Below are 22,663 nucleotides of genomic sequence, written 5' to 3'. Positions count from 1 at the left end.
ATGTCGGGGGGCCGCTTCGATCCGTTCGCCGGAACCGGGCCGCGCTGGCGCGCCGTGCCCGCCTGGCGGCCCTTCCTCGAAGACCTCGCGGCGGGCGTGCTCGACTGGCTGGGCGATCAGACGCCCGAGATCCTGACTGACGCTGTCATCCTGCTGCCCAACCGCCGCGCCGCCCGCGCCTTCTCCTCGGCGCTCGGCAAGCTGGCCGGCGACCGCCCGGTCCTGCTGCCTCAGGTGCGTCCGCTCGGCGATCTGGAAGAGGACGAGCCGCCCTTCGCGCCCGGCGAACTGGGTCTGGACCTGCCCCCCGCCATCGCCCCCCTGATGCGCCGTTTCGAGATGGCGCGGATGATCGTCGAAGAGTTCGAGCCGGGCCTGAAACCCCTGCGCGCCCTCGAAATGGCCGATGCGCTGGGCGGCTTCCTCGATTCCTGCCAACTGGAAGAAGTCTCCGACCTGTCGCGCATCGCCGGGCTGGCCGAACAGTACCTGGCCGCCCACTGGCAGGACAGCGCCCGCTTCCTCGGCCTCGCCGTCGAGGCCTGGCCCAGGCGACTGGCCGCGCTCGGCCTCGTCGATTCCGCCTGGCGCCGCGCGACCCTGCTGCGCCGTCTGGCTGAGGCCTGGGACGCGCGCCCGCCGTCGCAACCCGTCATCGCCGCCGGTTCGACCGGCACCGTCCCCGCCGCCGCCGACGTCCTGGCCGCCGTGGCCCGCGCCCCCCAGGGCGTGGTCGTCCTGCCCGGCCTCGACCTCGATCTGGCCGACGGCGTCTGGGACCGCATCGACGACCAGCACCCGCAGGCCGCGCTGAAGGCCCTGCTGACCCGCGCCGAGGTCTCGCGCGATCAGGTCCGCCCCTGGTTCAAACCCGCTATCGAACCACGTCTGGAAGCGCGCGGCCTGGCCCGCCAGCGCCTGATCAACGAGGCCCTGCGCCCCGCCGAGGCCACCGACGACTGGCGCGCCGAGATCGCTCGCCTGCGCGCCGACGCCGCCGAGGCCGGACAGGCCGCCGATCCCATCAACGAGGGCCTGAAGGGCCTGTCTTCCCTCAGTGTCCGTGCCGAGGAAGAGGCCGCCACGGCCATCGCCCTCTTGATGCGGGAAACGCTGGAGACGCCCGGCCGGACCTGCGCCCTCGTCACCCCTGACCTCGATCTGTCGCGCCGCGTCGAGGCGCGACTGGCGCGCTGGGGCATCATCCCCGACGCCTCGACCGGCGCCCCGCTGTCGCGGATGAGCGCCGGGGTTCTGGTCGACCTCGCCGTCCGCTTCATCGAGACGCCGCTGAAGCCCCAGACCCTGCTGGGCCTGATCAAGCATCCCCTGACCCGGCTCGACCTCGGCCAGACCTCCTTGCCCGACGCCGCCTCGGCGCTGGAGGAGCACGCCCTTCGCGGCCCGCGTCCGCGCGACTGGGCCGAAGTGCAAAAGCGCCTGTTGAAGGCCGCCGAACCCGGTCGCGGCGGCCAGCCCCTGCCCGAGTGGAAGGCCGCCCGCCTGTCCGGCGCCCGCGCCTTGACCGCGCGTCTTGAGCAACTCGCCGCCGAGGCCCTGTCCACCTTCGCACCCACCGCCGACACCGACGCCGCCGCCCGCGCCCTGACCGCCCTGATCGAGGCCCTGGCCGGTCAGAACGCCTGGGCCGGTCCCGACGGCGAGGCCGCCGCCTCGCTGCTGTCGGCCCTGATCGACGGCGGCGGGTCCCTGGGCGCCGTCAGCCGCGCCGACTTCGCCGCTCTGGTGGCCGGTCTGCTGGGCGAGGAGACGGTGCGCACCGGCGGCGCCACCCATCCGCGCCTGCGGATTCTGGGGGCCATCGAGGCCCGCCTGACCCGCGCCGACCGCATGATCCTGGCCGGGCTGGAGGAAGGCGTCTGGCCCCGCCCTGCCCCTGTCGATCCCTTCCTGTCGCGCCCCATGCGCAAGACCCTGGGCCTGCCCACGCCCGAGCGGCGCCTGGGCCAGACGGCCCAGGACTTCGTCCAGGCCGCCTGCGCCGACGAGGCCATCCTGATCCATTGCGAGCGGCGCAGCGGCCAGCCCGCCGTGCGCTCGCGCTGGCTGTGGCGGCTGGAAATGCTGACGCGCGGCGCGAACGCCCCGGCCACCCCGGTCGCCATCCCGGCACCCGCCGGTCTGGCCGACTGGACCCGTGCTCTGGACGCCCCGCCGCCCGGCGCCGCCCGCTTCGCGCCGCGCCCCATGCCGCGCCCGCCGGTCGAGCGGCGCCCGCGCAGCCTCTATGTCACCCGCATCGAACGCTGGGTGCGCGACCCCTACGCCATCTACGCCCAGTGGGTGCTGGGCCTGAACATCATGGACCGCCCGGGCGCCTCGGCCGAGGCGATGGCGCGCGGCAACGCGGTGCACAAGGCCATCGAGCGCATGACCCTGATGTGGCCCCACGTCCTGCCCGAAGACTGCGAAGCCGAGATCGAGAAGTTGCTGATCGAGGAACTGACCGCCCACGGTTTCGAGGACGCCGCCATGGCCCGCGAGACGCCGCTAGCCAAGAACTGCGCCCGCTGGCTGGCCGGGTTCGAGGCCGAGCGCCGGGCGCGCGGCGTCACCCTGCTGATCGAACAGCAGGGGACCATGACCTTCGACGCCCCCGCCGGCCCCTTCACCATGAAGGCCTACGCCGACCGCATCGAGGTCGGCGCGACCGGCGCCGCCATCATGGACTTCAAGACCGGCGGCGTGCCGTCCGGCAAGCAGGTCAAGGCGGGTTTTGCGCCGCAGCTGACCCTAACCGCCGCCATCCTGGCTGACGGCGGGTTCAAGGACACCAACGGCCCCGTCCCCGCCGACGAACTGACCTATGTCCGCGTCGTCGGGCGTAAGAAGGCGGGCGAGGTGGCGGTGCGCGCCTCCGGTCCCGAGGCTGCGGCGCTGGGCGAAGCCGCGCTGGAGGGACTGAAGAAGCGGGTCGCCCGCTTCGACCATCCCGACACCCCCTACGTCTCCTGGGCCGCGCCCCAGTTTATGGGCAACTACGGCGGCAACTACGATCACCTGGCCCGCGTCTGGGAATGGCACGTGGTCGGCGGCGAAGAAGGCGACAGCGAATGAACATCGCCAATCCGCAGATGCGCCCGGACCCGCAGATCCGCGCCGCCGATCCGGCCCTGTCGGTCTTCGTCACCGCTAACGCCGGCTCGGGCAAGACCACCACCCTGGTCAGCCGGGTGGCCCGCCTGCTGCTGGGCGGTGCCGGCGCCTCGGCCATTCTGTGCGTCACCTACACCAAGGCCGCCGCCGCCGAGATGCAGGCCCGCCTGTTCGAGACCCTGGGCAAGTGGGCGGTCATGGACGACGCCGCCCTGTCGGCTGAACTGGCCAGACTGGACGCCAGCGATCCCGCGGGGCTCAACCCCGCCCGCCTGTCCGAGGCGCGCCGCCTGTTCGCCCGCGCCCTGGAGACGCCGGGCGGGCTGAAGATCCAGACCATCCACGCCTTCTGCGAAAAGCTGCTGCGCCGCTTCCCCATCGAGGCCGGCGTCTCGCCGCGCTTCACCGTGCTGGAGAACGATGCCGCCGTCGCCCTCAGCCACGCCGCACGCGAGGAGCTGGCCCGCGCCGCCCTGCGCGATCCAGACGGTCCCGTGGGTCAGGCCTACAGCCATTTCGCCGTCGAACTGGACTGGGGCCGGTTCGAGAGCCTGCTGGCCATGATCGAGGCCCGGCGCGCCGACCTGACCGACTATGTCGCCCGCGTCGGCGACGGCTCGGCCCCCGGCCCGCACGCGCTGACGGGCGCCGATCCCGAACAGACGCCCGATGATATCGAGGCCGACTTCATCCGCTGGCTGGACCGGGGCGAGGTCCGCCGCATGGCCGAGCTGATGGCCACCGGCGGCAAGACCGACAAGGACCGCGCCGCCGAACTGATCCACGCCCTCGACCACGAATGGAGCTTCCACGGCCTCGGTCCGGTTTTCCTCACCGGCACGGGATCGCCGCGCAAGTCGATGGCCACCAAGCAGGCGCCGCCCGACGCCGGCGGCTGGCTGACCGATCTGCAGGCCAAGTACCTGGCCACACTGGACCTGGTCCGCGCCGCCAAGGTGGCCGCCGACACCATCAAGCTGCTGACCCTGGCCGTCGCCCACGCCGCCTTCTACGAGGCCGCCAAGGCCGAGCGCGGGGCGCTGGACTTCTCCGATCTGGTGGCGAAAACTGTCGACCTGCTGACCACGCGCTCGACCGCCGCCTGGGTGCTGTACAAGCTGGACGGCGGAATCGACCATGTCCTGATCGACGAGGCTCAGGACACGGCCCCGGAACAGTGGGCCATCATGCGCGCCCTGACCGGCGAGTTCTTCTCGGGCGAGGAGACCGACCGCACCGTCTTCGCCGTCGGCGACGAGAAGCAGTCGATCTACTCCTTCCAGGGCGCCCGGCCCGAACGGCTGCGTCAGGAAGCGCAGGTCTATGACGCCCTGATCCGGGCCTCCGGTTCCGCCTTCGAGGGCGTGCCGCTGGAAACCTCCTATCGCTCGACCGAGGACGTGCTGGCCTTTGTCGATCACGCCTTCGCCGATCCCGAACGCACCCGCGCCCTGGTGGGCGAGGCGGGCGACATTCCCCGCCACCTGCCCGCCCGCGTCGGCCAGCGCGGCAGCGTCGATCTCTGGCCCCTGTTCATGGACGAGGCGCCGCCCGAGCGCGACGCCTGGGACGATCCGGTCGATCAGGAAGGCGTCGCCGGCGCCCGCAAACGCATGGCCGCCGCCCTGGCCCAGGAGATCAAACGTCAGGTCGAGACCGGCGCCACGGTCTATGACCGTTCGACCCGCCAGCCACGCGCCAGCGGCTACGGCGACTTCATCATCCTGGTGCGCCGCCGCGACGCAACGTTTGAAGAGATCATCCGCGGCCTGAAGAGCGCGTGCGTGCCCGTCGCCGGGGCCGACCGGCTGAAACTGTCCAGCCACATCGTCTTTGACGACCTCAAGGCCCTGGCCCGGTTCGCCCTCTTCCCCGGCGACGACCTGTCGCTGGCCGAGGTGCTGCGCAGCCCCTTCTGCGACGTCGACGAGGCCTCGCTCTATGATCTGGCCGGGCGCGAGAAGCGTCAGGGCCTGTGGCGCGAGTTGAAGACCCGCGCCGACGAACGCCCCGAATGGCGCCGCGCACTGGACCTCTGCCTGACCGCGCGCGCCGCACGCGACCACGCCCCCTTCGCCTTCTTCTCCACCCTGCTGAACCGGGTGGACGACACGGGCGTCTCGGGCCGCGCCCGCGTCCTGACCCGGCTGGGCCGCGAGGCCGAGGAAGCCGTCGACGAGACCCTCAATCAGGTGCTGGCCGCCGAGAACCGGGGCGGGACCGATCTCGAAACCTGCCTCGCTCTGCTGGAAGCCGCCGACGTCGAGGTGAAGCGCGAGCTGGAAGGCCCGCGCGGCGAGGTCCGCGTCATGACCGTCCACGGCGCCAAGGGGCTGGAGGCGCCCGTCGTCATCCTGCCCGACACCACCATGAAGGCGAAAGCGCAGGGGCCGTCCCTGATGCCGATGGCGACCGAAGACGGCGAGGCCTGGCTGATGTGCCCCGGCTCCAAGACCGAAGACTGCGCCGCGTCCAAGGCCGCCCGCGAGGCGCGCGAGGCGCGGGTCAGCGACGAGTCCCTGCGCCTGCTCTACGTCGCCCTGACTCGCGCCCGCGACCGGGTCATCGTCATGGGGCGCGGTTCCAAGAAGGCCCCGGAAGCCGGCGACTGGTGGTCGGTGATCGAGGAGACCTTCAACCGGCTCGGCGACGAGGTCCGCACGCTGGACAGCAACATCCGCCGCTACGGCGTCGATCTTGACGTCCTGCCCGCCGTCAGCGCCGCCGCCGAACACCGCCCCGAGGCCCCCGGCTGGACCCGGCAAACGCCCGCCCGCGACACCGCCGCCCGCTTCGCCTCTCCGTCGCAGATGCAGGAGCAGAAGCGCATCCCCGCGCCGTCGCCGCTGGCGCGCGGTGAAGGCCCCGGCGCCGGTCTGGGCCGTTTCCGGCGCGGCGACCTGATCCACCGCCTTCTGGAGCGCCTGCCCGACATCGCCGCGCCCGACCGCCCCGACGCCGCCGCCCGGATGCTGGCGCGCGAGCGCGACCTGTCGGACGACCAGCGCGCCGAGATGATCGGGGCCGCCTTCGCCGTGCTGGACGATCCGCGGTTCGCCCCCGTCTTCGGCGAGGGCTCCCGCGCCGAGGTGGCCCTGACCGGCTCCTCGCCCGACCTGCCGTCCGGCGTGTCGATTTCCGGCCGCATCGACCGGCTGGTGGTCACGCCTGAACGGGTGCTGGTGGTCGACTTCAAGTCCAACCGCCCGGCCCCGGACAGGATAGAAGACGCCGACCCCGCCTATGTGCTGCAGATGGCGATCTATACCGCCGTGCTGAAGCGCCTCTATCCCGACCGCGCCATCGAGGCGGCCCTTGTCTGGACCGATGGACCCAGGCTGATGGCCGTGCCGCAAGGCCTGATGGACGAGGCTCTTTCAAATGCGCGTTGATTTGTGCGCAAATCGCACCCACATCAGCGACTGAACGCTGAACCGATCCTCAGCGCGCCACCATTCGGTGCTCACGCAGCGAGGCCCCGCGGGCCGAGCGGTAGCACCCCCTAAAGGAGAGCCATTCATGGCGACCGTGAAAGTCACCGACGAAAGCTTCGACGCCGACGTCCTGAAATCCTCGACCCCCGTCCTGGTGGACTTCTGGGCCGAGTGGTGCGGCCCCTGCAAGCAGATCGGTCCGGCGCTGGAACAGATCGCCGACGAGCTCTCGGGCAAGGTGACCATCGCCAAGGTCAACATCGACGACAGCCCCATGACCCCCTCCAAGATGGGCGTCAAAGGCATCCCCACCCTGATGCTGTTCAAGGACGGCCAACTGGCCTCGATGAAGGTCGGCGCCATGCCTAAGGGCAAGATCGTCGAATGGCTGGCCGAGGCCGGCGTCAAGGCGGACTAAGAATTCTCCCCCCCCTTTATGGGGAGGGTGGCTGAGCCGTCAGGCGAAGTCGGGTGGGGGCGGCGCGGCGAAAGCCCGCCGCCTTCGGCTTGTCTGGGGTGTGGATAAGGCGCCTGGCCCTCCCCACCCGGTCGCTTTGCGACCACCCTCCCCATGAAGGGGAGGGAGAAAGTTAGGCCGGATATGTCTCGCGGCTGGCGCCGAGCACCTCGCCCGCCAGATAGAGCGAGCCGCAGATGACCACGCGGCCGGCGCCCAGCGCCAGCGCCCTATCAAGAGCCTCGTCCACCGATCCCGCCGCCATGGCTCCAAAGCCGCGCCCTTGCGCCACGCCGGCCAACGCCGCCGGGTCTGCGGCGGCGCCGTCGAAGCCGACGGTGAAGACCTGGGCGTCGACGCCCTTCAGCGCCTCGAAGAAGCCGCCCGCGTCCTTGTTGGCCAGCATGGCGACGATCAGGGCCAGAGGGCGCGGCGCCCGCGCCTGTCGCTCGGCCAGGGTTCGGGCCATGGCCCGCCCGGCGTGGGGGTTGTGCCCGCCGTCCAGCCACAGCTCGGCGTCTGCGGCTTGCGCCTTTTCGGCATAGGGACCGGCGGTCAGCCGCTGCATTCGCGCCGGCCAACGCACGGCGCTCAGCCCTGCGGCGATGGCGGCTTCCGGCAGATCCAGCTCAAGGGCGGCGGCCACCGCCACGCCCGCGTTGTCGAACTGATGCGGGCCGCTCAGCGCCGGGGCCGGCAGGTCGAGAAAGCGCTCCTGATCCTGATAGACCAGACCGCCGCGCTCGGCCCAGGCGTCGAAATCCACGCCCATGACGGTCAGAGGGGAGTGAACTTCTCCCGCGCGGCGTTCGATCACCGCCATGACGGCCTCTGACTGGCGCGCAATGACACCGCGTGCGCCGGCTTTCAGGATGCCGGCCTTCTCGGCGGCGACGCCCTCGATCTTGTCGCCCAGGAACTCGGCGTGGTCCAGATCGACCGGGGTGATGACGCTGAGCAGCGGCCGGTCGATGACGTTGGTGGCGTCCAGCAGCCCGCCCAGCCCCACCTCGATGATGGCGAGGTCGGCGGGAGTCTCGCTCATGGCCAGGAAGGCGGCGGCGGTCGTGCTCTCGAACACGGTGGCCTCGCCCGACACGGCTTCGATCCGATCCAGCACGTCGTTGAGATAGTCGTCGCTGATCAGCGACCCGGCCAGACGGATGCGCTCGTTGAAGCGCACCAGATGCGGCGAGGTGTAGGCGTGGACCCGCAGACCTGCCGCCTCGGCGATGGCGCGGATCAGGGCGACGGTCGAACCCTTGCCGTTGGTGCCGGCGACATGAACCACCGGGGGCAGCCGATCCTGCGGATTGCCCAAGGCCGCGCACAGGGCCCGCATCCGCTCCAGCGACAGGTCGATCCGCTGGGGGTGACGGGCCAGAAGGCGCTGCGAGATCGGGTCCATGCGGTGGCTTTAAGCCGCCTTGCGCTTGCCGCCCATCAGCATGGACATGATCTGGCCCAGCGTCGTCGGCAGGTCGCCACGCGCCACCACCTTGTCGACCATGCCCTTGCCCTGCAGATACTCGGCGCGCTGGAAGCCCGGCGGCAGTTTCTCACGGATGGTGGTCTCGATCACGCGCGGACCGGCGAAGCCGATCAGGGCGCCCGGCTCAGCCAGGTGGACGTCGCCCAGCATGGCGTAGGAGGCGGTCACGCCCCCCGTGGTCGGGTCGGTCAGGACCACGATATAGGGCAGCTGCGCCGCCTTCACCTCCTGCACCGCCAGGGTGGTGCGGGCCATCTGCATCAGGCTCAGCGCGCCTTCCTGCATCCGCGCGCCGCCGGCGGCGGTGAAGCAGACGAAGGGCACGCCGCGCTTCACGGCTTCACGCGCGGCGGCGACAAAGGCCTCGCCCGCCGCCATGCCCAGCGACCCGCCCATGAAGGTGAAGTCCTGAACGATGACGACGGCGGCCACGCCGTCGATCTGGCCGAAGCCGATCGCCATGGTGTCCTTGCGGCCCGCCGCCTTGCGCGCGGCGTTCAGCCGGTCGCGATAGGACTTGCCGTCCGAGAATTTCAGCGGGTCTTCAGGCACGTCCGGCGTGTCGATGCTCTCGAACCTGCCGCCGTCGAAGGTGGCCTTCAGGCGCGTCGGCGCATTGATCCGCATGTGGCGGCCGGACGGCGTGACCCACAGGGCCGCCTCCAGGTCCGAGCGGAACAGCATCTCGCCGCTGTCCGGGTCCTTGACCCACAGATTGTCGGGCGTGTCGCGCCGGCTGACGATCTTGCGGACGCCGGGGGCGAAGCGGGACAGCCAGCCGCCGCGCGGCTTGTTCTCAGGATTCTTGTCGACCATGAGCGCGCCTTTAAACGGTTTCCGTCACGGAAGCACTAGTGCGAGCGGTGCGAACCGCATCGGCCAGAGCCTTCACCCTGGCCAGAACGCGGGGGGCGACGGGCTCGTTCGCGTCGAGCGCGGCGGCGACTTCATCGACGAAGACCGAACCGGCCACCACCGCATCAGCCACGCGGGCGATCTCGGCGGCGCGCTCGGGCGTCTTGACGCCGAAGCCGACGGCGACCGGCAGGTTCGCGGCCTTGCGCACCCGTTCCACGGCGGGGGCGACGTCGGCGGCGACGGCCTCCTTCACGCCCGTCACGCCGGCGACCGAGACGTAATAGACGAAGCCCGAGGTGCCGCGCGCAATGACCTTCAGTCGTTCGTCGTCCGAGGTCGGCGTGGCCAGGCGGATCAACGACACCGACTGAGCGTCGAGGGCGGCCACCAGCGGCCCGGCTTCTTCCGGCGGACAGTCGACCACGATCAGACCGTCCACGCCCGCCGCCGCCGCGTCGCGCGCAAAGGCTTCATAGCCGTAGCTTTCCACCGGGTTCAGATAGCCCATCAGGATGAGGGGGGTGGCGTCGTCGCCCTTGCGGAAATCAGCCACCAGATCGAGCGTGCCGCGCAGGGTCATCCCCGCTTGCAAGCCCCGCAGGGCGGCCCTCTGGATCGGCGGCCCCTCGGCCATCGGGTCGGAAAAGGCCAGGCCCAGTTCGATCAGATCGGCCCCGGCGGCGGGCAGGCCGCGCAGTATCTCAAGGGCCTCGTCCCGGCTGGGATCGCCGGTCATGACATAGGGAATGAAGCCGGCCCGGCCCTCGGCCTTCAGCCTGGCGAAACGGGCGTCGATGCGGGCGGTCGTCACTGCGGCGTCGCTCCCGACGCGGGCTGAACGGCGCAGACGTCGCCGGGGATGGTGGCGAAGCCGAGGTAGCCCGGCGATTCAGGCGCGGCAGGACCGGCGGTGTCGTAGAAGGCCACCATCTGCATGCCGTCGCAACCGCCGCCTTCCTTGCGCTTGATCAGGACGACGCGGTTGTCGTCGCCGCCAGCAGCCAGCCAGCCCTGACTTTCGAAGTGGGCGATGTAGGTGTCCGCCAAAGCGCCGACCCCGGCCAGGGGCGCGGTGACGCAGAAGGCCCGGCCGTTCAACCCGTGCAGATTGCCGCAGTCCGGCGCCAACTGGGCCGCCCCCAGCAGCGGCGTATCGGCGGCAGGCGCGCCCTGCGGACCGGGCGCGGCCGGGGCCGCCAGCGCTGGCGCGGCGGGCGCCGTGGTCTGGGCCAGCGTCAGGGTCGGCGACACGGCGGCGGCCAGGGCCGCGATCAGAAGGGTCTTCATGCTCAAAGCTCCACGCCCAGATGCTTGGCTACGGTGAAAATATCCTTGTCGCCTCGGCCCGACAGGACCAGGACGACATCGCCGTCCTTGCCCACGTCCCTGGCGATCTCGCCGATGCGGGCCAGGGCGTGCGAAGGCTCCAGCGCCGGAATGATGCCTTCCAGCTTCGACAGCATCTGGAAGGCCTCCAGCGCCTCGTCGTCGGTGGCCGACAGGTATTCGCCGCGCCCCAGATCGTTCAGCCAGGCGTGCTCGGGCCCGATGCCCGGATAGTCGAGACCGGCCGAAATCGAGTGGCCCTCTAGGATCTGGCCGTCGGCGTCCTGCAACAGATAGGTGCGGTTGCCGTGCAGCACGCCGGGGCGGCCGCCCTTCAAGCTGGCGGCGTGTTCGGGGGTGTCCAGGCCGTGACCCGCCGCCTCGACGCCGATCAGGCGCACGCCCTCGTCCTCGACGAAGGGGTGCATGGCGCCGATGGCGTTGGAGCCGCCGCCGATGCAGGCGACCACGGCGTCGGGCAGACGCCCGATCTGCTTCAGCGACTGGCTCTTGATCTCCTTGCCGATCACCGACTGGAAGTCGCGCACCATGGCCGGGTAGGGGGCCGGCCCCGCCGCCGTGCCGATGATGTAATAGGTGTCCTCGACGTTGGTGACCCAGTCACGCATCGCCTCGTTCATGGCGTCCTTCAGCGTCGCCGCCCCCGCCGTGACGGCCTCGACCTCGGCCCCCAGCAGCTTCATTCGGAAGACATTGGGCTGCTGACGTTCGACGTCGACCGCGCCCATGTAGACGGTGCAGGGCAGGCCGAAGCGGGCGCAGACGGTGGCCGAGGCCACGCCGTGCTGACCGGCGCCGGTCTCGGCGATGATCCGCGTCTTGCCCATGCGGCGGGCGAGCAGAATCTGGCCCATGCAGTTGTTGATCTTGTGCGCGCCCGTGTGGTTCAGGTCCTCGCGCTTCAGCCAGATCTTGGCCCCGCCGAAGTGATCGGTCAGGCGCTCGGCGAAATAGAGCGGGCTCTCGCGACCGACGTAGTGCGTCAGGAAGCCGTCCAATTCGGCCTGGAAACTCGGGTCGGCCTTGGCCGCCTCGTAGGCCGCATTCAACTCGTGAATCAGCGGCATCAGGGTTTCAGGCACGAAGCGGCCGCCATAGGGACCGAAGCGGCCCTCGGCGTCTGGCCAGGCGTAGGTATTGGGAAGGTTTGCGTTCACGAGCGGCAGTCTTTCGCGGGAAGGCGACGAAATCAGGACCGGGATACGGCCTTGAGGAAGGCGTGGATCAGGTCCGCGTCCTTAACACCGGGCGCGCTTTCGACGCCAGAGGAGACATCGACCAAGGGCGCCCCCGAAATCCGCACCGCCTCGGTGACATTTTGCGGATCGAGGCCCCCTGCGAGGAACCAGTTTGCCGGCAGCGCCCGGTTCTGCATCAGCGGCCAGTCGAACGAGGCGCCGACCCCGCCGGGCAGGACCGAACCCTCGGGCGGTCTGGCGTCGAACAAGAGATGGTCGGCCACGTCCGCCCAATCCGGCACAGTCGCAAAGTCGCCCTCGGTTCGGATCGGCAGGGCCTTGATGATTCCCGCCCCGGTCAGCCGCCGCACCTCGGCCGCACGCTGCGGCGTCTCATGCCCATGCAGCTGGATCAGATCGGGCCGCAGGATCAGCCCTACCTCGGTCAGCAGGGCGTCGTCGGGATCGACCAGGACCGCGACGATCCTGGCCCGCTTGCGCGCCCTATCGAACAGGGTCGCGGCGTGCAGCGGCGGAATGTGGCGCGGGCTTTTTTCAAACACCACCGCCCCGACAAAGGCCGCCCCGCCCTCCAGCGCGGCCTCCAGAGTCTCAGGCGTCGTCAGTCCGCAGATCTTGGCCAGGGGTGTGGGCTGGGTCATGCGACGGAGGTGCGCGAGACGGCGCGCGGGGTCAAGACGCTCGGCGCGTCATCCGGGGCGATACAGGTCCGCGTCGGCATCCGCTCCGCCGCGGAAGGCCGCCGCCACCACCTGACTGGCGATGACGGAATAGGTGATGCCGTTGCCGCCGAACCCCATCACCGCCCAGGCGTGGTCCATGTCCGGCACCGGTGCTATGGACGGCAGGCCGGTGGCGCTTTCGCCAAACGCCCCAGCCCAGGCGTAGTCGATCTCGAACTCGACCTCCGGCAGCAGGCGGCGCAGCTTGTCGGCGATGGTCGCGCACTTGCGCTTCAGCTTCTGAGGATCGGCGTGGGCCATGGGATCGGCCTCGTCCTCGCCGCCGACGATCAGCCGCCCGTCCCCGCCCATGCGGAAAGAGGTAGGGGTCGGAGCCCTCCCAGACCAGCGTATCGCGCAGCCAGGTGGGGCATCGCGTGCGGGGCAGGCTCGCCAGAGCCCAGGTGGAGATCACCTCGGCGCCCGGCGTCGGCACCCCCTTGGGGAATTCATAACCGCAGCAGAAGACGACCCGTCGCGCCCGCACCGCATGACCCGCATCGGTCAACAGGGTCACGCCCTCGGGATCGCTGGCCGCCTGGCTCACCTCGACCGGCGAAAATATCCGCGCGCCCGCTGTCGCCGCCCGACGCAGCAGCCCCGCCGCCAGCCGCGCCGGATCGGCGCTGGCCGCTCCCTGGCTGAGGATCGCGCCGGTACGCTCGATGCCGAACCGCTCTCTCAGTTCAGCCGGACCCATGAAGACGCTGTCCAGCCCCAGCGCCGCCCGCGCCTCGGCCTCGGCTTCCAGCGCCCGGCGTCCATAGGCGTCGCCGGCCAGATAGAGGGCCGCCTTGTCCTTGCGCCCGCAGCGTATGCCCTCCTCAGCCACCACCTGTTTCAGGGCGGCGACCGCAGCAAACGACCGGCGATAGGCCCGCCTCGCCTTTTCGGCGCCGATCCTCTGCGACAGGACGGTCAGCGGCAGATCGATCTCCCACTGCAGCATCGCCGTCGAGGCCATGGTCGAGCCGGTCAGCGGCGGGCGCCGGTCCAGCACGATGACCGAATGGTCCCGGCTCAGTTCATGGGCCATGAAGGCGCCGCTGATCCCCGCCCCGACCACCGCCACGTCACAGACCACGGCCTCATTCAAGGCCCGGACCGGCACGCGCAGGCCAGGGCTGTCGGCCCACAGCGAACGGCCGGTGCGCAGATCGCGTTTCAGGGTGGCGCCGCTCATGGTGATCTCCGCTGGAAGCGGAGCCTGAAGCCCTCAGCCCTATGCCGGTTCCGCGAAGATCAGTTCGATCTCTTCCGGCGTCAGCATCCGCCACTCGCCCGGCGCCAGATCATCGGGCAGGACCAGTCCGCCCAGACGCTCACGGTGCAGGGTCTCGACGTGGTTGCCCACGGCGGCGAACATCCGGCGCACCTGATGATAGCGCCCCTCGGTCACGGTCAGCAGGGCCTCGGTCGGCGACACCACCTCCAGGATGGCCGGCGACAGGGGCTTGTCCTCGTTCTCCAGCACCAGCTCGCCCGAGGCGAACAGCGCGCCCTCGGTCCCGACCAGCGGCCGCGCCAGGGTGGCGCGATAGACCTTGGCCACGTGGCGTTTGGGCGAAATCACCCGGTGCAGCAGGTCGCCGTCGTCGGTCAGCAGCAGCAGGCCGGTGGTCTGCTTGTCCAACCGCCCGATGGTCGAGATGGCCGGGTCGCGCCGCTTCCATCGATCCGGCAGGATGTCATAGACCAGCGACCCGTCTTCCTTGCGCGAACAGGTCATGCCCAAGGGCTTGTTCAGCAGCATGACCAGCCCCTGAACCGGGTCCAGCGGCTCGCCGTCGATCTCCATCCGGCTCGGCAGGTCGGGCGTTACCGGGATGCGCTTGGACACATCGGTCAGATCGACGCCGTCCAGCACGATCCCCCCCGCCTTGCCCATCCGCGCCATCTCGGCCCGCGAGCCGTAACCCATGGAGCCGAGCAGTTTATCGACGCGCGACGTCGGGATCTTGGCACTCATGTCCTACCGCCCTTCGGGCTGCTTGAGGACGTGCTCACTTCACCGCCTCGAAGATCTTGTACCCGCCCTTGTCGAGCAGCGGCTTCACCCGCTTGAAAGCCGCGTTCAGTTCGGCCTCGTAGGGCAGGTGCCGGTTGGCGACCAGCCACAGCACGCCGCCGGTCTTCAGCAGGGCCGCCGCCTGACGGATGAAGTTCTGGCCCAGACGGCGATCCTCGGTCCCGCCGTCGTGGAAGGGCGGATTGCTGACGATGAAGTTCAGCTCGCCCTCGGTCGGCAGGGTGCGCACATCGGCCCACTCGAAGGCGACGCGCGGGTCCTCGACATTCTTCTTGGCCGCCGCGATGGCGCGCCGGTCGATGTCGATCAGGCGCAAGGATGTCACCGCCGGCGACCGTAGCGCCACCAGCGACAGGGCTCCGAAGCCGCAGCCCAGGTCCGCGCCCGCCCCCTTCAACGGCGGCATGACCCCGGCCAGCAGGGCCGTGCCCGGATCGACCCGGTCCCATGCGAAGACGCCCGGCTGCGACCAGGCGTCCAGCCCCTCGACCTGGCGCAGCCCGCCCGCCGCGATGGCTGCATCCAGGCCTTCAATCACTTCGGGCCGCGTGACGATGCAGCGGCGATGGTGGGCCTTGGCCGTCTCGCCGACCTCCAGACCGAAGTCCTTCAGCTCCTTGCCCAGACGCGAGCCGCCCTTGCTCTTGTGCGCCATGACGTCGAGGCGTCCGCCGACCTTCAGCGCCCGCAGCGCCATGGCCAGGGTATAGCGCCGCTCCACCACGCCCGGCGGGGCGTAGATCATCGCCTCGTCCACCGAACCGGGGGCGAGGTCTTCCAGCGCGGTCGAGCCGGGGATCAGGGGCGAAGTCTGCAAAGCCCCGGTCGGAACATCGAACACCGCCGGCGGGCGGCCATAGAGAATGGTGATCATGGGGCGGGCCTATAACGCTTTCCTCCCTGTTCGCGAAGCGAATGGGGAGGGGGACCACGAAGTGGTGGAGGGGGCGGCGCAGCCGTCAGACCTCGAGTCGCCCCCTCCGTCACGGCCGCTGCGCGTCCGCGCCACCTCCCCATTGCTGCGCAACAGGGAGGAGAAGCGGGTGACACCCCGGAACGGATCAGGCACAACCCGCCGATGCTCGCTGACCCCCGCCGTTCCGCCCCGCCCGCCTCGCTCGACCTGAGCGCCGCGCGCGAGGTTCTGGGCCGGGTCTGGGGCCATGCCGATTTCCGCGGCCTGCAATCCCATGTCGTGGCCGAGGTCCTGGCCGGGCGCGACGTCATGGCCGTGCTGCCGACCGGCGGCGGCAAAAGCGTCTGCTATCAGATCCCGGCCATCCTGCGCCCCGGCGTCGGCCTGGTGGTGTCGCCGCTGATCGCCCTGATGACCGATCAGGTCGAGGCCCTGAAGCAGCAGGGCGTGGCCGCCGCCCGCCTCGATTCCGGCGTGTCGATGGAGGAGCGCTCGGCCATCTGGCGCGCCGCCCGCTCCGGCGAACTGGACCTGCTCTACGTCTCGCCCGAAGGTCTGGCCGCCGGCTCCATGCTGGAGCGGCTGTCCGAGATCGACCTCAGCCTGATCGCCATCGACGAGGCCCACTGCGTGTCTCAGTGGGGTCATGACTTCCGCCCCGACTATCGCAGCCTGGGCCGTCTGGCCGAGATCTTCCCCGGCGTGCCGCGCATCGCCGTCACCGCCACCGCCGACGCCCGCACCCGCGAAGACATTCTTGCGTCGCTTCGCCTCGGCGAGGCCCGCGTCTTCGTCGACAGCTTCGCCCGTCCCAACCTGCAACTGTCCGCCGAGCGCAAGATCAACGGCAGCCGCGCCCGTACCGACGCCGCCGTGGTCGAACTGGTGCGCGAGCGGCGCGGCAAGTCGGGGGTGGTCTATTGCGGCAGCCGCGACGGCTGCGAGCGCGTGGCGCAAACCCTGCGCGACGGCGGCGTCAACGCCATCGCCTATCACGCCGGCTTCGACGCCAAGGACCGCGACAAGCGGCTGGAGCGCTTTCTGGCCGAGGACGGCGCCGTCATGGTCGCCACCATCGCCTTCGGGATGGGGGTGGACAAGCCCGACGTCCGCTTCGTCATCCACGCCGATCCGCCCGGTTCGCTGGAAGCCTACTGGCAGGAGATCGGCCGCGCCGGACGCGACGGCGAACCCGCCGAGGGCATCACCCTCTATGGCCCCTCCGACATCGCCTGGTCCCTGCGCCGCCTCGAAGGGCGACCGATGGCCGAGGAGGTCAAACAGGTCCAGACGCGCAAGGTGCGCCAGCTGTTCGCCATGCTGGACGGCGCCGTCTGTCGGCCCCAGGCCGTGCGCCGCTACTTTGGCGAGACCGACGCGGCGCCTTGCGGCGTCTGCGACATCTGCGGCGACCCGCCGGCTACGTTCGACGCCGGGGTCCCCGCGCAGAAGGCCCTGGCGGCGGTGCAGCGCCTCGGCGAACGCTTCGGTCGGACCCGCGTCGTCGACCACCTGCTGGCCAAGACCAAGGACGTCCAGCCGTGGGAGTCGAACCTGTCCACCTGGGGCATCGGCGCCGACCTGTCGCTGACCGCCTGGCGCGACGTCATCGACCATTTGCTGTTCGAGGGCCTGCTGGTCGAGGACCCGAACGAGGGCAAGCCGATCATCCAGCTCGGCGATCCCGAGGCCGTCCGCGCCGTCTATCGCGGCGAGCGCCCGATTCAGGTGCGCAAGGCGCCCGTCCGTGTGGTCGAGGCCGAACGTCCGCGCCGCAACGCCGGCCGCAACCTGGCCGCCGAGGCGCTGGACACCGACGTCCGCGCCCGCTTCGAGGTCCTGCGCGCCTGGCGCCGCGACCGCGCCGCCGAGCAGCACGTCCCGCCCTATGTCATCTTCCAGGACAAGACCCTGGTCGAGATCGCCCTCAGCGAGCCGCGCAATCTCGAGGCGCTCGGCCGCATCTCCGGCGTCGGCGCCGGAAAGCTGGAACGCTACGGCAAGGGCGTGCTGGAAGCCCTGACCTCGGCCAACTGACCTTCGCGCGCGATGACCGCCGGGTCGTCGCCCAAACCCGGCGCAACCTGCACCGGCCAGCGACAGGCGCTTGCCGGTGCAGGACCGCCTTCGACCACGGTCGTGATCGGCAAGAGCGCGCCGCTCATCCGCCGCACGACATGATCCCGAACCTCGGCGTCCGAGGGGCGAGCGTCGAAATGAGCCAGGCTGGATCGTCCGTCGCAACGATACTCATCGAGGAACCACGCGGCTTTTCCGTTCAGGAAGTTCTCGCGCCGTGTCAGCCAGAAGCCGCGTGGCGCAGCACGTTCGTCGGCAGGAACCAGAATCCCCGTCATCAGACCTTCCAGTCCGTTGAAGACCTCGCCCGGACGCGCGAACAGCGTCACTGATCCGCCGTCCACGGGGAAGGTCTCGACCAGCTGCGTCTGCGGCTCGGCGCGCAGGGCGGCCAGCGACGCCGCCAACAGGGCGTCGCGTTCGCGGCGATAGCCGACCCAGTCCTCGCGCATGGCCTCGGCGGCCATGGCCACCTGGCTGGCGAAGGCGCCGATGGGCGCCGGGGCCGGACGCGGCACAGGCCCCATGACCGCCAGCGCCGCGTCCGCCTCACCGGCATCAAGATGGATCTGGGCGCGCATGACCCGCGCATGCCAGGACGTTTGGTCGTCGCCGCACAGGGCGATGATCCGGTCGGCGGCGGCTGCGGCGGCGGCATGATCGCCGGTCGCCATGCGGAAGGCGGCGTCACCCCACAGTTCCGTCGTGCTGTCGCAATCCACGACCGAAGCCGGATCGATGCGGACAATTCCGTCCATTGCCTGGCGCATCATCTCCGCGCGCAAGGTCGCGCCGCCCGGCAACAGGTCGATATAGGCTTCCGGCGAACCGCACAGCGCCGCCCCCAACGCCGGCTCGCCGAGCAACAAGGTCATCCCGCAAACGTCCAGTCGTCTGGCCTCGGCGTCGCTGACGCCAGGCGAAGAGACAGGCACCAGCATCGTCGTGCCCGGATTGCCGTTGACGCCCGGCACATAGACCGCCGTCGAGGTCGTCCGGGTCTCCCCCGCTCGCGCCCGCAGCGCCTCGGCCCCCAGAGCGTCCTTCTCGACCCCGCGCAGCCCCGTCTGCATCAGAAACGACAGGGCGTACTGGGCCTGTCGATTTCCATCGTCGCTTTGCCGACGCAGAGCATCGACAGGTTCGGTCAACGCCAGCTTGAGCGGCGCATTCCGGGTGATCGGATCTACCGCCGTGGCGCAACCAGCCACCGTGATCGCCGCGGCAGCCACCACGGCAAACGCTCGATGAATCCGCATAAGTCTTTCCCCTGCCCGTTTCCTCCTTGCCCTCAACATCGAACTGCGTCCAGCGGACAAGGAGCATGACCAAAGCTTAACTGGCGACGGCGCGCCGGCCGCGACACCCTTGTCAGCCAATCGGAGGATGGAGATGAAGAGATTTCTGGCGACTGGCGTCGCCTGTCTGGCGATGGCGAACGCGGTTCAGGCCCAGGAGGCGGCCGGCGCCGAACCTACCCTGCCGATGAATCAGCCACGCGACTGGTCGGCGACCCTGATTCAGGACGCGACCGGCCTGCACGACATCATGATCGACAGCCACCCCGGCACGCATGACCCTCTGAACCCCGCCTTCCGTCCTCGACTGGAAGAAGGCCTGACCGTCGCGCTCGAACGCGCGAAGACCACGACCGACGCCGGCGGCTGGTGGTGGGCGCTGCGGGCCTATGTCGCCAGCTTCGAGGACGGGCACGTCGGCATCAGCATCACTCAGCCGAACTACGGCTTCGCCACGCGCTGGCCCGGCTTCCTGACCGTCTATCGCGGCGCCGATCAGGTGGTGGCCGACCGCGACGCCGATGCCGCCGCCCCGCCTCTGGGCGCCAGACTGATCGACTGCGACGGCGTCGCCGCCGAGCCCCTGGCCGAACAGCGCATCGGCCAGTTCCGCGGCCGCTGGTTCCTGGAGGCTCAACGCGTCCTCTATGGCGACTGGCAGTTCCTTAGCGCCCATAACCCCTGGATCAGCGAAATGCGCCAGTGCCGCTTCGAGGCCGACGGCGCGACGCAAGTCTATGCGCTGAACTGGCGCGCCACGCCCGACGACATCTACGCCCGCCGCGCCAAGCTGGCCGAGACCGCCTCGACAGACTTCGGGCTGAAGCATTTCGACGACGGCGGCTTCTGGATTTCGACGCCCTCCTTCAATGGCGATCCGTCTGGCCAGATCCATGCCCAGCTGACCGCCTTGCTCGCCGACATGAAGGCCAAGCAGGAGGCTCTGCGTCTGGCCCCCTATGTGGTGCTGGACCTGCGGGGCAACGGCGGCGGCTCTTCGCACTGGAGCCAGCTGATGGCCCAGATCCTGTGGGGCGACGACTGGATGGCGGCCCATCCAGAGCCAGAGATCGAAGCCGTCGAATGGCGCGCCTCGGACGGCAATATCGCCCAGATGACTGAGTTCCGCGATCAGCTGCGCGCCTCGAACGGCTTGCCCGAATACATCGCCTGGGCCGAAACCGCCCTGACCGGCATGAAGGCCGCCCAGGCCGCCGGTCATGTCTACTGGCGCAGCGCCAATGAGGAAGCGCCGAAAAACGCCCCGACGCCGTCCGCCCCGCAGTTGATGGCCGGCCGGGTCTATGTTCTGACCGATCCCCGTTGCGGCTCGGCCTGCCTCGACGCCGTCGATCTGTGGAAGACCGCAGGCGGGATCCAGATCGGCCGCGAGACCTCGGCCGACACCGTCTATATGGACGTTCGCAACCCCGTCCTGCCCAGCGGCTTGGCCCAGATCGCGGTCCCCATGAAGGTCTATCGCGGTCGCGCGCGCGGCAACAACGAGCCGCAGCGGCCGTCTTATGTCATCGAGGGCGACATGACAGACGGCGCGGCCCTGCTGACCTCGATCCGCCGGCTTCAACCGAACTGAGGCCTCAGCGCAGGAAGCGTTCGACCGCCGCCTGGAAGCGACGCGGCTGGTCGATCATGACCATATGTTCGGCCCCTTCGATCCTTTCGAAGGCGGCCGGGCGCGGCAGGGAGCGGTAGCCCGCCCGGAACAGGCCGTCGATATGGCTGCGCGGGCTGCGGTCGTCGGCGCTCCAGCCATAGACCACCGTGACAGGGGCGGTGACGGCGGGCAGGCGCGCCCGGAGGTCCACAGTCATCACCTCGTACAGCCCCTGGGCCAGCGTGCGCCGATCGCCGCCCTGCCAGCCCAGGGTGTTGAACAGGCTGTCGGCCGCGCCCCCCATGTCCGCCCCCATGGATCCCGCCTGGGTCTTGAGCGCCTCGTCGCCGAACAGCAGCAGCCCCTGATAGGCCAGACGGGCGAGGGGTTCGACGTCGCCCGTCGTCGCGCCCGCGCTGATCAGCGACGGAAAGAAGGGCGAGGCGTCCACCACCATGACCCGTCCCACCCGCGGCCCGGCGTCGGCCGCGACGCGCAGGGCGATCTGACCGCCCATGGAATGGCCGATGACGGCCGGCCTCGTCAGACCGGCCTCGGCGATATAGCGCCGGATCTCGGCCGCCGCCGGACCGCCGACCAGCCCCTCGCCGTTGCCGCCCGCCGGCACGTCGCCAAAGCCCCGCACCGTCACCAGATGCACGCGATAACGGTCGTCCAGGGCGTCGGCTGTTCGCTGCCACACCGCTGAGGTTGAGGCCAGGCCGGGGATCAGGATGACATCCGGACCGGCTCCGCGCGCCTCGACCACGATCCGGTCGGACTGGAAGCCGGCCGGGCTGGCCGCCAGGGCCAGCGTGGGGGCCCAGAACAGAAACAGCAGGCTCAGAAGAATGCGTGTCATAGGGGCAGCCTAGTGAGGGATCGCGGCGAATAGTCGGCACAAAGAGCCAGTTGAAATCGCAACGTTTCGGGTGTGAAATCGCCCAACCCTGGGGAGGATCCGATGAAGCCTGTTCTATTGACCGCCATACTCGCCGTCGCCGTCGCCTCTGCGGGCGTCGCGTCAGCCGAGGAATGGAACGCCTTTTCGCGCAACGCCCGACTGGTCTATCTGGTAGATGTGGGCGGGATCGCGACCGTCGGCGACACGACCAGCGCCCGCGTCGCCCGCGTGCCCTTGCAGACGCCGGCCGGCGACTACAGCCACAAGATCGACGAGTACGAAATCCGCTGCGCCGCCAAGCAGGCTCGCGTCCTGGCCGAGATCGAGTTCGGTCCCGACGGCGCCGAGGTCGAACGTTATCCCGAGGCGGACGCGGCCTGGGACGACATTCGGCCCACCAGCCTGAGCGCCTATATCCAGCCCATCGTCTGCGACGGCGCTCGTGCGGACGGGGCCACCGCCGCCTCGGTCAAGGCCTACATCGACGGCGGGCGCGGCCAGTAGTCGTTCGCGCGCGACAGCACCCCACAGCAAAACGGCCGCCCCCTCGCCGGGGCGGCCGTTTCCTTTCCAGCGCCTGAAATCCTAGGCGGTCGCGACCTGGGACGCGTCCGGTCCGCCCTCAGGGATGTCATCCAGTTCGCCTTCCCACTTGGCGACCACGGCGGCGGCGACGGAGTTGCCGACCACGTTGGTGGCCGAGCGGCCCATGTCGAGCAGGTGATCGACGCCGAGCACGATGGCGATCCAGGCTTCCGGCAGACCGAAGTAGGTCAGGGTGGCCATGATCACCACCAGCGAGGCGCGCGGAATGCCGGCGATGCCCTTGGACGTGACCATCAGCAGCAGCAGCATGAAGACCTGCTGCGAGACGCTGAGGTGCACCCCGTGCGCCTGCATGATGAACATGGTGGCGAAGGTGCAGTAGAGCATCGAGCCGTCGAGGTTGAACGAATAGCCCAGCGGCAGGACGAAGCTGACGATGCGGCGACGCACGCCCACCTTGGGCAGGGCGTCCAGGATGCGCGGATAGGCGGCTTCCGAACTGGCCGTCGAGAAGGCCAGCAGGGCCGGCGTGCGGATCACCCTGAACAGCGGAATGACGCGACGCCCCAGCACGAGGGCGGCGGCCACGAACAGCAGGCCCCACAGGATGCCCATGGCGCCGTAGAAGCCGAGCACGAACCGGGCGTAGA

General features: G+C 70.0%; 18 protein-coding genes. 6 read left to right on the top strand and 12 right to left on the bottom strand.

Translation table 11 applies throughout. From position 1 onward, the window contains the following. The 3 genes from addB to trxA all read left to right on the top strand — a co-directional run bounded on the left by addB (nt 1) and on the right by trxA (nt 6,969). Nucleotides 1–3,078 carry a double-strand break repair protein AddB gene (addB, locus tag ACOZBP_RS13605; RefSeq protein ID WP_422676857.1) on the top strand — a complete coding sequence of 1,026 codons (3,078 nt, stop codon included), beginning with the start codon at nt 1–3 and terminating at the stop codon, nt 3,076–3,078. Beyond that, nucleotides 3,075–6,509: a double-strand break repair helicase AddA gene (gene addA, locus ACOZBP_RS13600; protein ID WP_422676856.1), complete on the top strand. Its 3,435-nt coding sequence runs from the start codon at nt 3,075–3,077 to the stop codon at nt 6,507–6,509. The genes addB and addA overlap by 4 nt, the downstream gene beginning before the upstream one ends. A 127-nt stretch (nt 6,510–6,636) precedes the next feature. Further along, nucleotides 6,637–6,969 (top strand): thioredoxin TrxA, encoded by a 333-nt coding sequence (gene trxA, locus ACOZBP_RS13595; RefSeq protein ID WP_292036557.1) that lies wholly within the window; start codon nt 6,637–6,639, stop codon nt 6,967–6,969. A 172-nt stretch (nt 6,970–7,141) separates the two neighbouring features. Here the strand turns inward: trxA and ACOZBP_RS13590 are convergent, their stop codons facing one another. The 9 genes from ACOZBP_RS13590 to ACOZBP_RS13550 are packed head-to-tail and all read right to left on the bottom strand — an operon-like array spanning nt 7,142 to nt 15,529. Beyond that, nucleotides 7,142–8,416, bottom strand: a complete 1,275-nt coding sequence (locus ACOZBP_RS13590) for a bifunctional folylpolyglutamate synthase/dihydrofolate synthase (RefSeq protein WP_422676855.1) — start codon at nt 8,414–8,416, stop codon at nt 7,142–7,144. A 9-nt stretch (nt 8,417–8,425) separates the two neighbouring features. After that, nucleotides 8,426–9,316, bottom strand: a complete 891-nt coding sequence (locus ACOZBP_RS13585) for an acetyl-CoA carboxylase carboxyltransferase subunit beta (protein WP_422676854.1) — start codon at nt 9,314–9,316, stop codon at nt 8,426–8,428. 10 nt (nt 9,317–9,326) lie between these two features. Next, nucleotides 9,327–10,169: a tryptophan synthase subunit alpha gene (gene trpA, locus ACOZBP_RS13580; RefSeq protein ID WP_422676853.1), complete on the bottom strand. Its 843-nt coding sequence runs from the start codon at nt 10,167–10,169 to the stop codon at nt 9,327–9,329. Then, nucleotides 10,166–10,645 carry a hypothetical protein gene (locus ACOZBP_RS13575; protein ID WP_422676852.1) on the bottom strand — a complete coding sequence of 160 codons (480 nt, stop codon included), beginning with the start codon at nt 10,643–10,645 and terminating at the stop codon, nt 10,166–10,168. Before ACOZBP_RS13575 ends, trpA begins: the two co-directional genes overlap by 4 nt. 2 nt (nt 10,646–10,647) lie before the next feature. After that, nucleotides 10,648–11,862: a tryptophan synthase subunit beta gene (gene trpB / locus ACOZBP_RS13570; RefSeq protein ID WP_422676851.1), complete on the bottom strand. Its 1,215-nt coding sequence runs from the start codon at nt 11,860–11,862 to the stop codon at nt 10,648–10,650. Between the two features lie 32 nt (nt 11,863–11,894). Further along, nucleotides 11,895–12,545 (bottom strand): phosphoribosylanthranilate isomerase, encoded by a 651-nt coding sequence (locus ACOZBP_RS13565; protein ID WP_422676850.1) that lies wholly within the window; start codon nt 12,543–12,545, stop codon nt 11,895–11,897. 31 nt (nt 12,546–12,576) lie between these two features. Next, nucleotides 12,577–13,809 carry an NAD(P)/FAD-dependent oxidoreductase gene (locus ACOZBP_RS13560; protein ID WP_422676849.1) on the bottom strand — a complete coding sequence of 411 codons (1,233 nt, stop codon included), beginning with the start codon at nt 13,807–13,809 and terminating at the stop codon, nt 12,577–12,579. Nucleotides 13,810–13,848: 39 nt separating this feature from the next. Then, complete coding sequence (locus tag ACOZBP_RS13555; protein ID WP_422676848.1) at nt 13,849–14,595, bottom strand: pseudouridine synthase; 747 nt, start codon at nt 14,593–14,595, stop codon at nt 13,849–13,851. Nucleotides 14,596–14,629: 34 nt separating this feature from the next. Continuing rightward, complete coding sequence (locus ACOZBP_RS13550; RefSeq protein WP_422676846.1) at nt 14,630–15,529, bottom strand: class I SAM-dependent methyltransferase; 900 nt, start codon at nt 15,527–15,529, stop codon at nt 14,630–14,632. Nucleotides 15,530–15,733: 204 nt separating this feature from the next. On the opposite strand from ACOZBP_RS13550, the gene recQ reads away from it, so the two are divergent. Further along, nucleotides 15,734–17,608 carry a DNA helicase RecQ gene (gene recQ / locus ACOZBP_RS13545; RefSeq protein WP_422676845.1) on the top strand — a complete coding sequence of 625 codons (1,875 nt, stop codon included), beginning with the start codon at nt 15,734–15,736 and terminating at the stop codon, nt 17,606–17,608. Here recQ and ACOZBP_RS13540 read toward each other — a convergent pair. Beyond that, nucleotides 17,566–18,909, bottom strand: coding sequence for a hypothetical protein (locus ACOZBP_RS13540; RefSeq protein WP_422676844.1), 1,344 nt, complete (start codon nt 18,907–18,909; stop codon nt 17,566–17,568). The genes recQ and ACOZBP_RS13540 overlap by 43 nt on opposite strands. A gap of 133 nt (nt 18,910–19,042) precedes the next feature. Between ACOZBP_RS13540 and ACOZBP_RS13535 the strand changes: the two genes are divergently transcribed. Beyond that, the gene (locus ACOZBP_RS13535; protein WP_422676843.1) at nt 19,043–20,542 is read left to right on the top strand and encodes a peptidase S41; all 1,500 of its coding nucleotides are present in this window, start codon (nt 19,043–19,045) and stop codon (nt 20,540–20,542) included. 4 nt (nt 20,543–20,546) lie between these two features. Here ACOZBP_RS13535 and ACOZBP_RS13530 read toward each other — a convergent pair whose 3' ends face one another. Then, entirely contained in the window at nt 20,547–21,425 is an 879-nt protein-coding gene (locus ACOZBP_RS13530; protein WP_422676842.1) for an alpha/beta fold hydrolase, read from the bottom strand. Between the two features lie 102 nt (nt 21,426–21,527). On the opposite strand from ACOZBP_RS13530, the gene ACOZBP_RS13525 reads away from it, so the two are divergent. After that, nucleotides 21,528–21,971: a surface-adhesin E family protein gene (locus ACOZBP_RS13525; RefSeq protein ID WP_422676841.1), complete on the top strand. Its 444-nt coding sequence runs from the start codon at nt 21,528–21,530 to the stop codon at nt 21,969–21,971. Between the two features lie 81 nt (nt 21,972–22,052). On the opposite strand, the gene ACOZBP_RS13520 is transcribed toward ACOZBP_RS13525, so the two are convergent. Further along, a partial coding sequence (locus ACOZBP_RS13520) for a dicarboxylate/amino acid:cation symporter (protein ID WP_422676840.1) occupies nt 22,053–22,663 on the bottom strand: 611 nt, incomplete at its 5' end.

This window comes from Brevundimonas sp. NPDC058933, assembly GCF_049315965.1.
Lineage (GTDB): Bacteria > Pseudomonadota > Alphaproteobacteria > Caulobacterales > Caulobacteraceae > Brevundimonas.
The sequence above is the reverse complement of the archived record's forward strand: the minus strand, read 5'-3'. Positions and strand labels throughout refer to the sequence as shown.

Coding starts and splice junctions, on each gene's coding strand:
- addB (WP_422676857.1), top strand. CDS start 1: ATGTCGGGGGGCCGCTTCGATCCGTTCGCCGGAACCGGGCCGCGCTGG.
- addA (WP_422676856.1), top strand. CDS start 3,075: ATGAACATCGCCAATCCGCAGATGCGCCCGGACCCGCAGATCCGCGCC.
- trxA (WP_292036557.1), top strand. CDS start 6,637: ATGGCGACCGTGAAAGTCACCGACGAAAGCTTCGACGCCGACGTCCTG.
- ACOZBP_RS13590 (WP_422676855.1), bottom strand. CDS start 8,416: ATGGACCCGATCTCGCAGCGCCTTCTGGCCCGTCACCCCCAGCGGATC.
- ACOZBP_RS13585 (WP_422676854.1), bottom strand. CDS start 9,316: ATGGTCGACAAGAATCCTGAGAACAAGCCGCGCGGCGGCTGGCTGTCC.
- ACOZBP_RS13575 (WP_422676852.1), bottom strand. CDS start 10,645: ATGAAGACCCTTCTGATCGCGGCCCTGGCCGCCGCCGTGTCGCCGACC.
- ACOZBP_RS13565 (WP_422676850.1), bottom strand. CDS start 12,545: ATGACCCAGCCCACACCCCTGGCCAAGATCTGCGGACTGACGACGCCT.
- ACOZBP_RS13560 (WP_422676849.1), bottom strand. CDS start 13,809: ATGAGCGGCGCCACCCTGAAACGCGATCTGCGCACCGGCCGTTCGCTG.
- ACOZBP_RS13555 (WP_422676848.1), bottom strand. CDS start 14,595: ATGAGTGCCAAGATCCCGACGTCGCGCGTCGATAAACTGCTCGGCTCC.
- ACOZBP_RS13550 (WP_422676846.1), bottom strand. CDS start 15,529: ATGATCACCATTCTCTATGGCCGCCCGCCGGCGGTGTTCGATGTTCCG.
- recQ (WP_422676845.1), top strand. CDS start 15,734: ATGCTCGCTGACCCCCGCCGTTCCGCCCCGCCCGCCTCGCTCGACCTG.
- ACOZBP_RS13540 (WP_422676844.1), bottom strand. CDS start 18,909: ATGCGGATTCATCGAGCGTTTGCCGTGGTGGCTGCCGCGGCGATCACG.
- ACOZBP_RS13535 (WP_422676843.1), top strand. CDS start 19,043: ATGAAGAGATTTCTGGCGACTGGCGTCGCCTGTCTGGCGATGGCGAAC.
- ACOZBP_RS13530 (WP_422676842.1), bottom strand. CDS start 21,425: ATGACACGCATTCTTCTGAGCCTGCTGTTTCTGTTCTGGGCCCCCACG.
- ACOZBP_RS13525 (WP_422676841.1), top strand. CDS start 21,528: ATGAAGCCTGTTCTATTGACCGCCATACTCGCCGTCGCCGTCGCCTCT.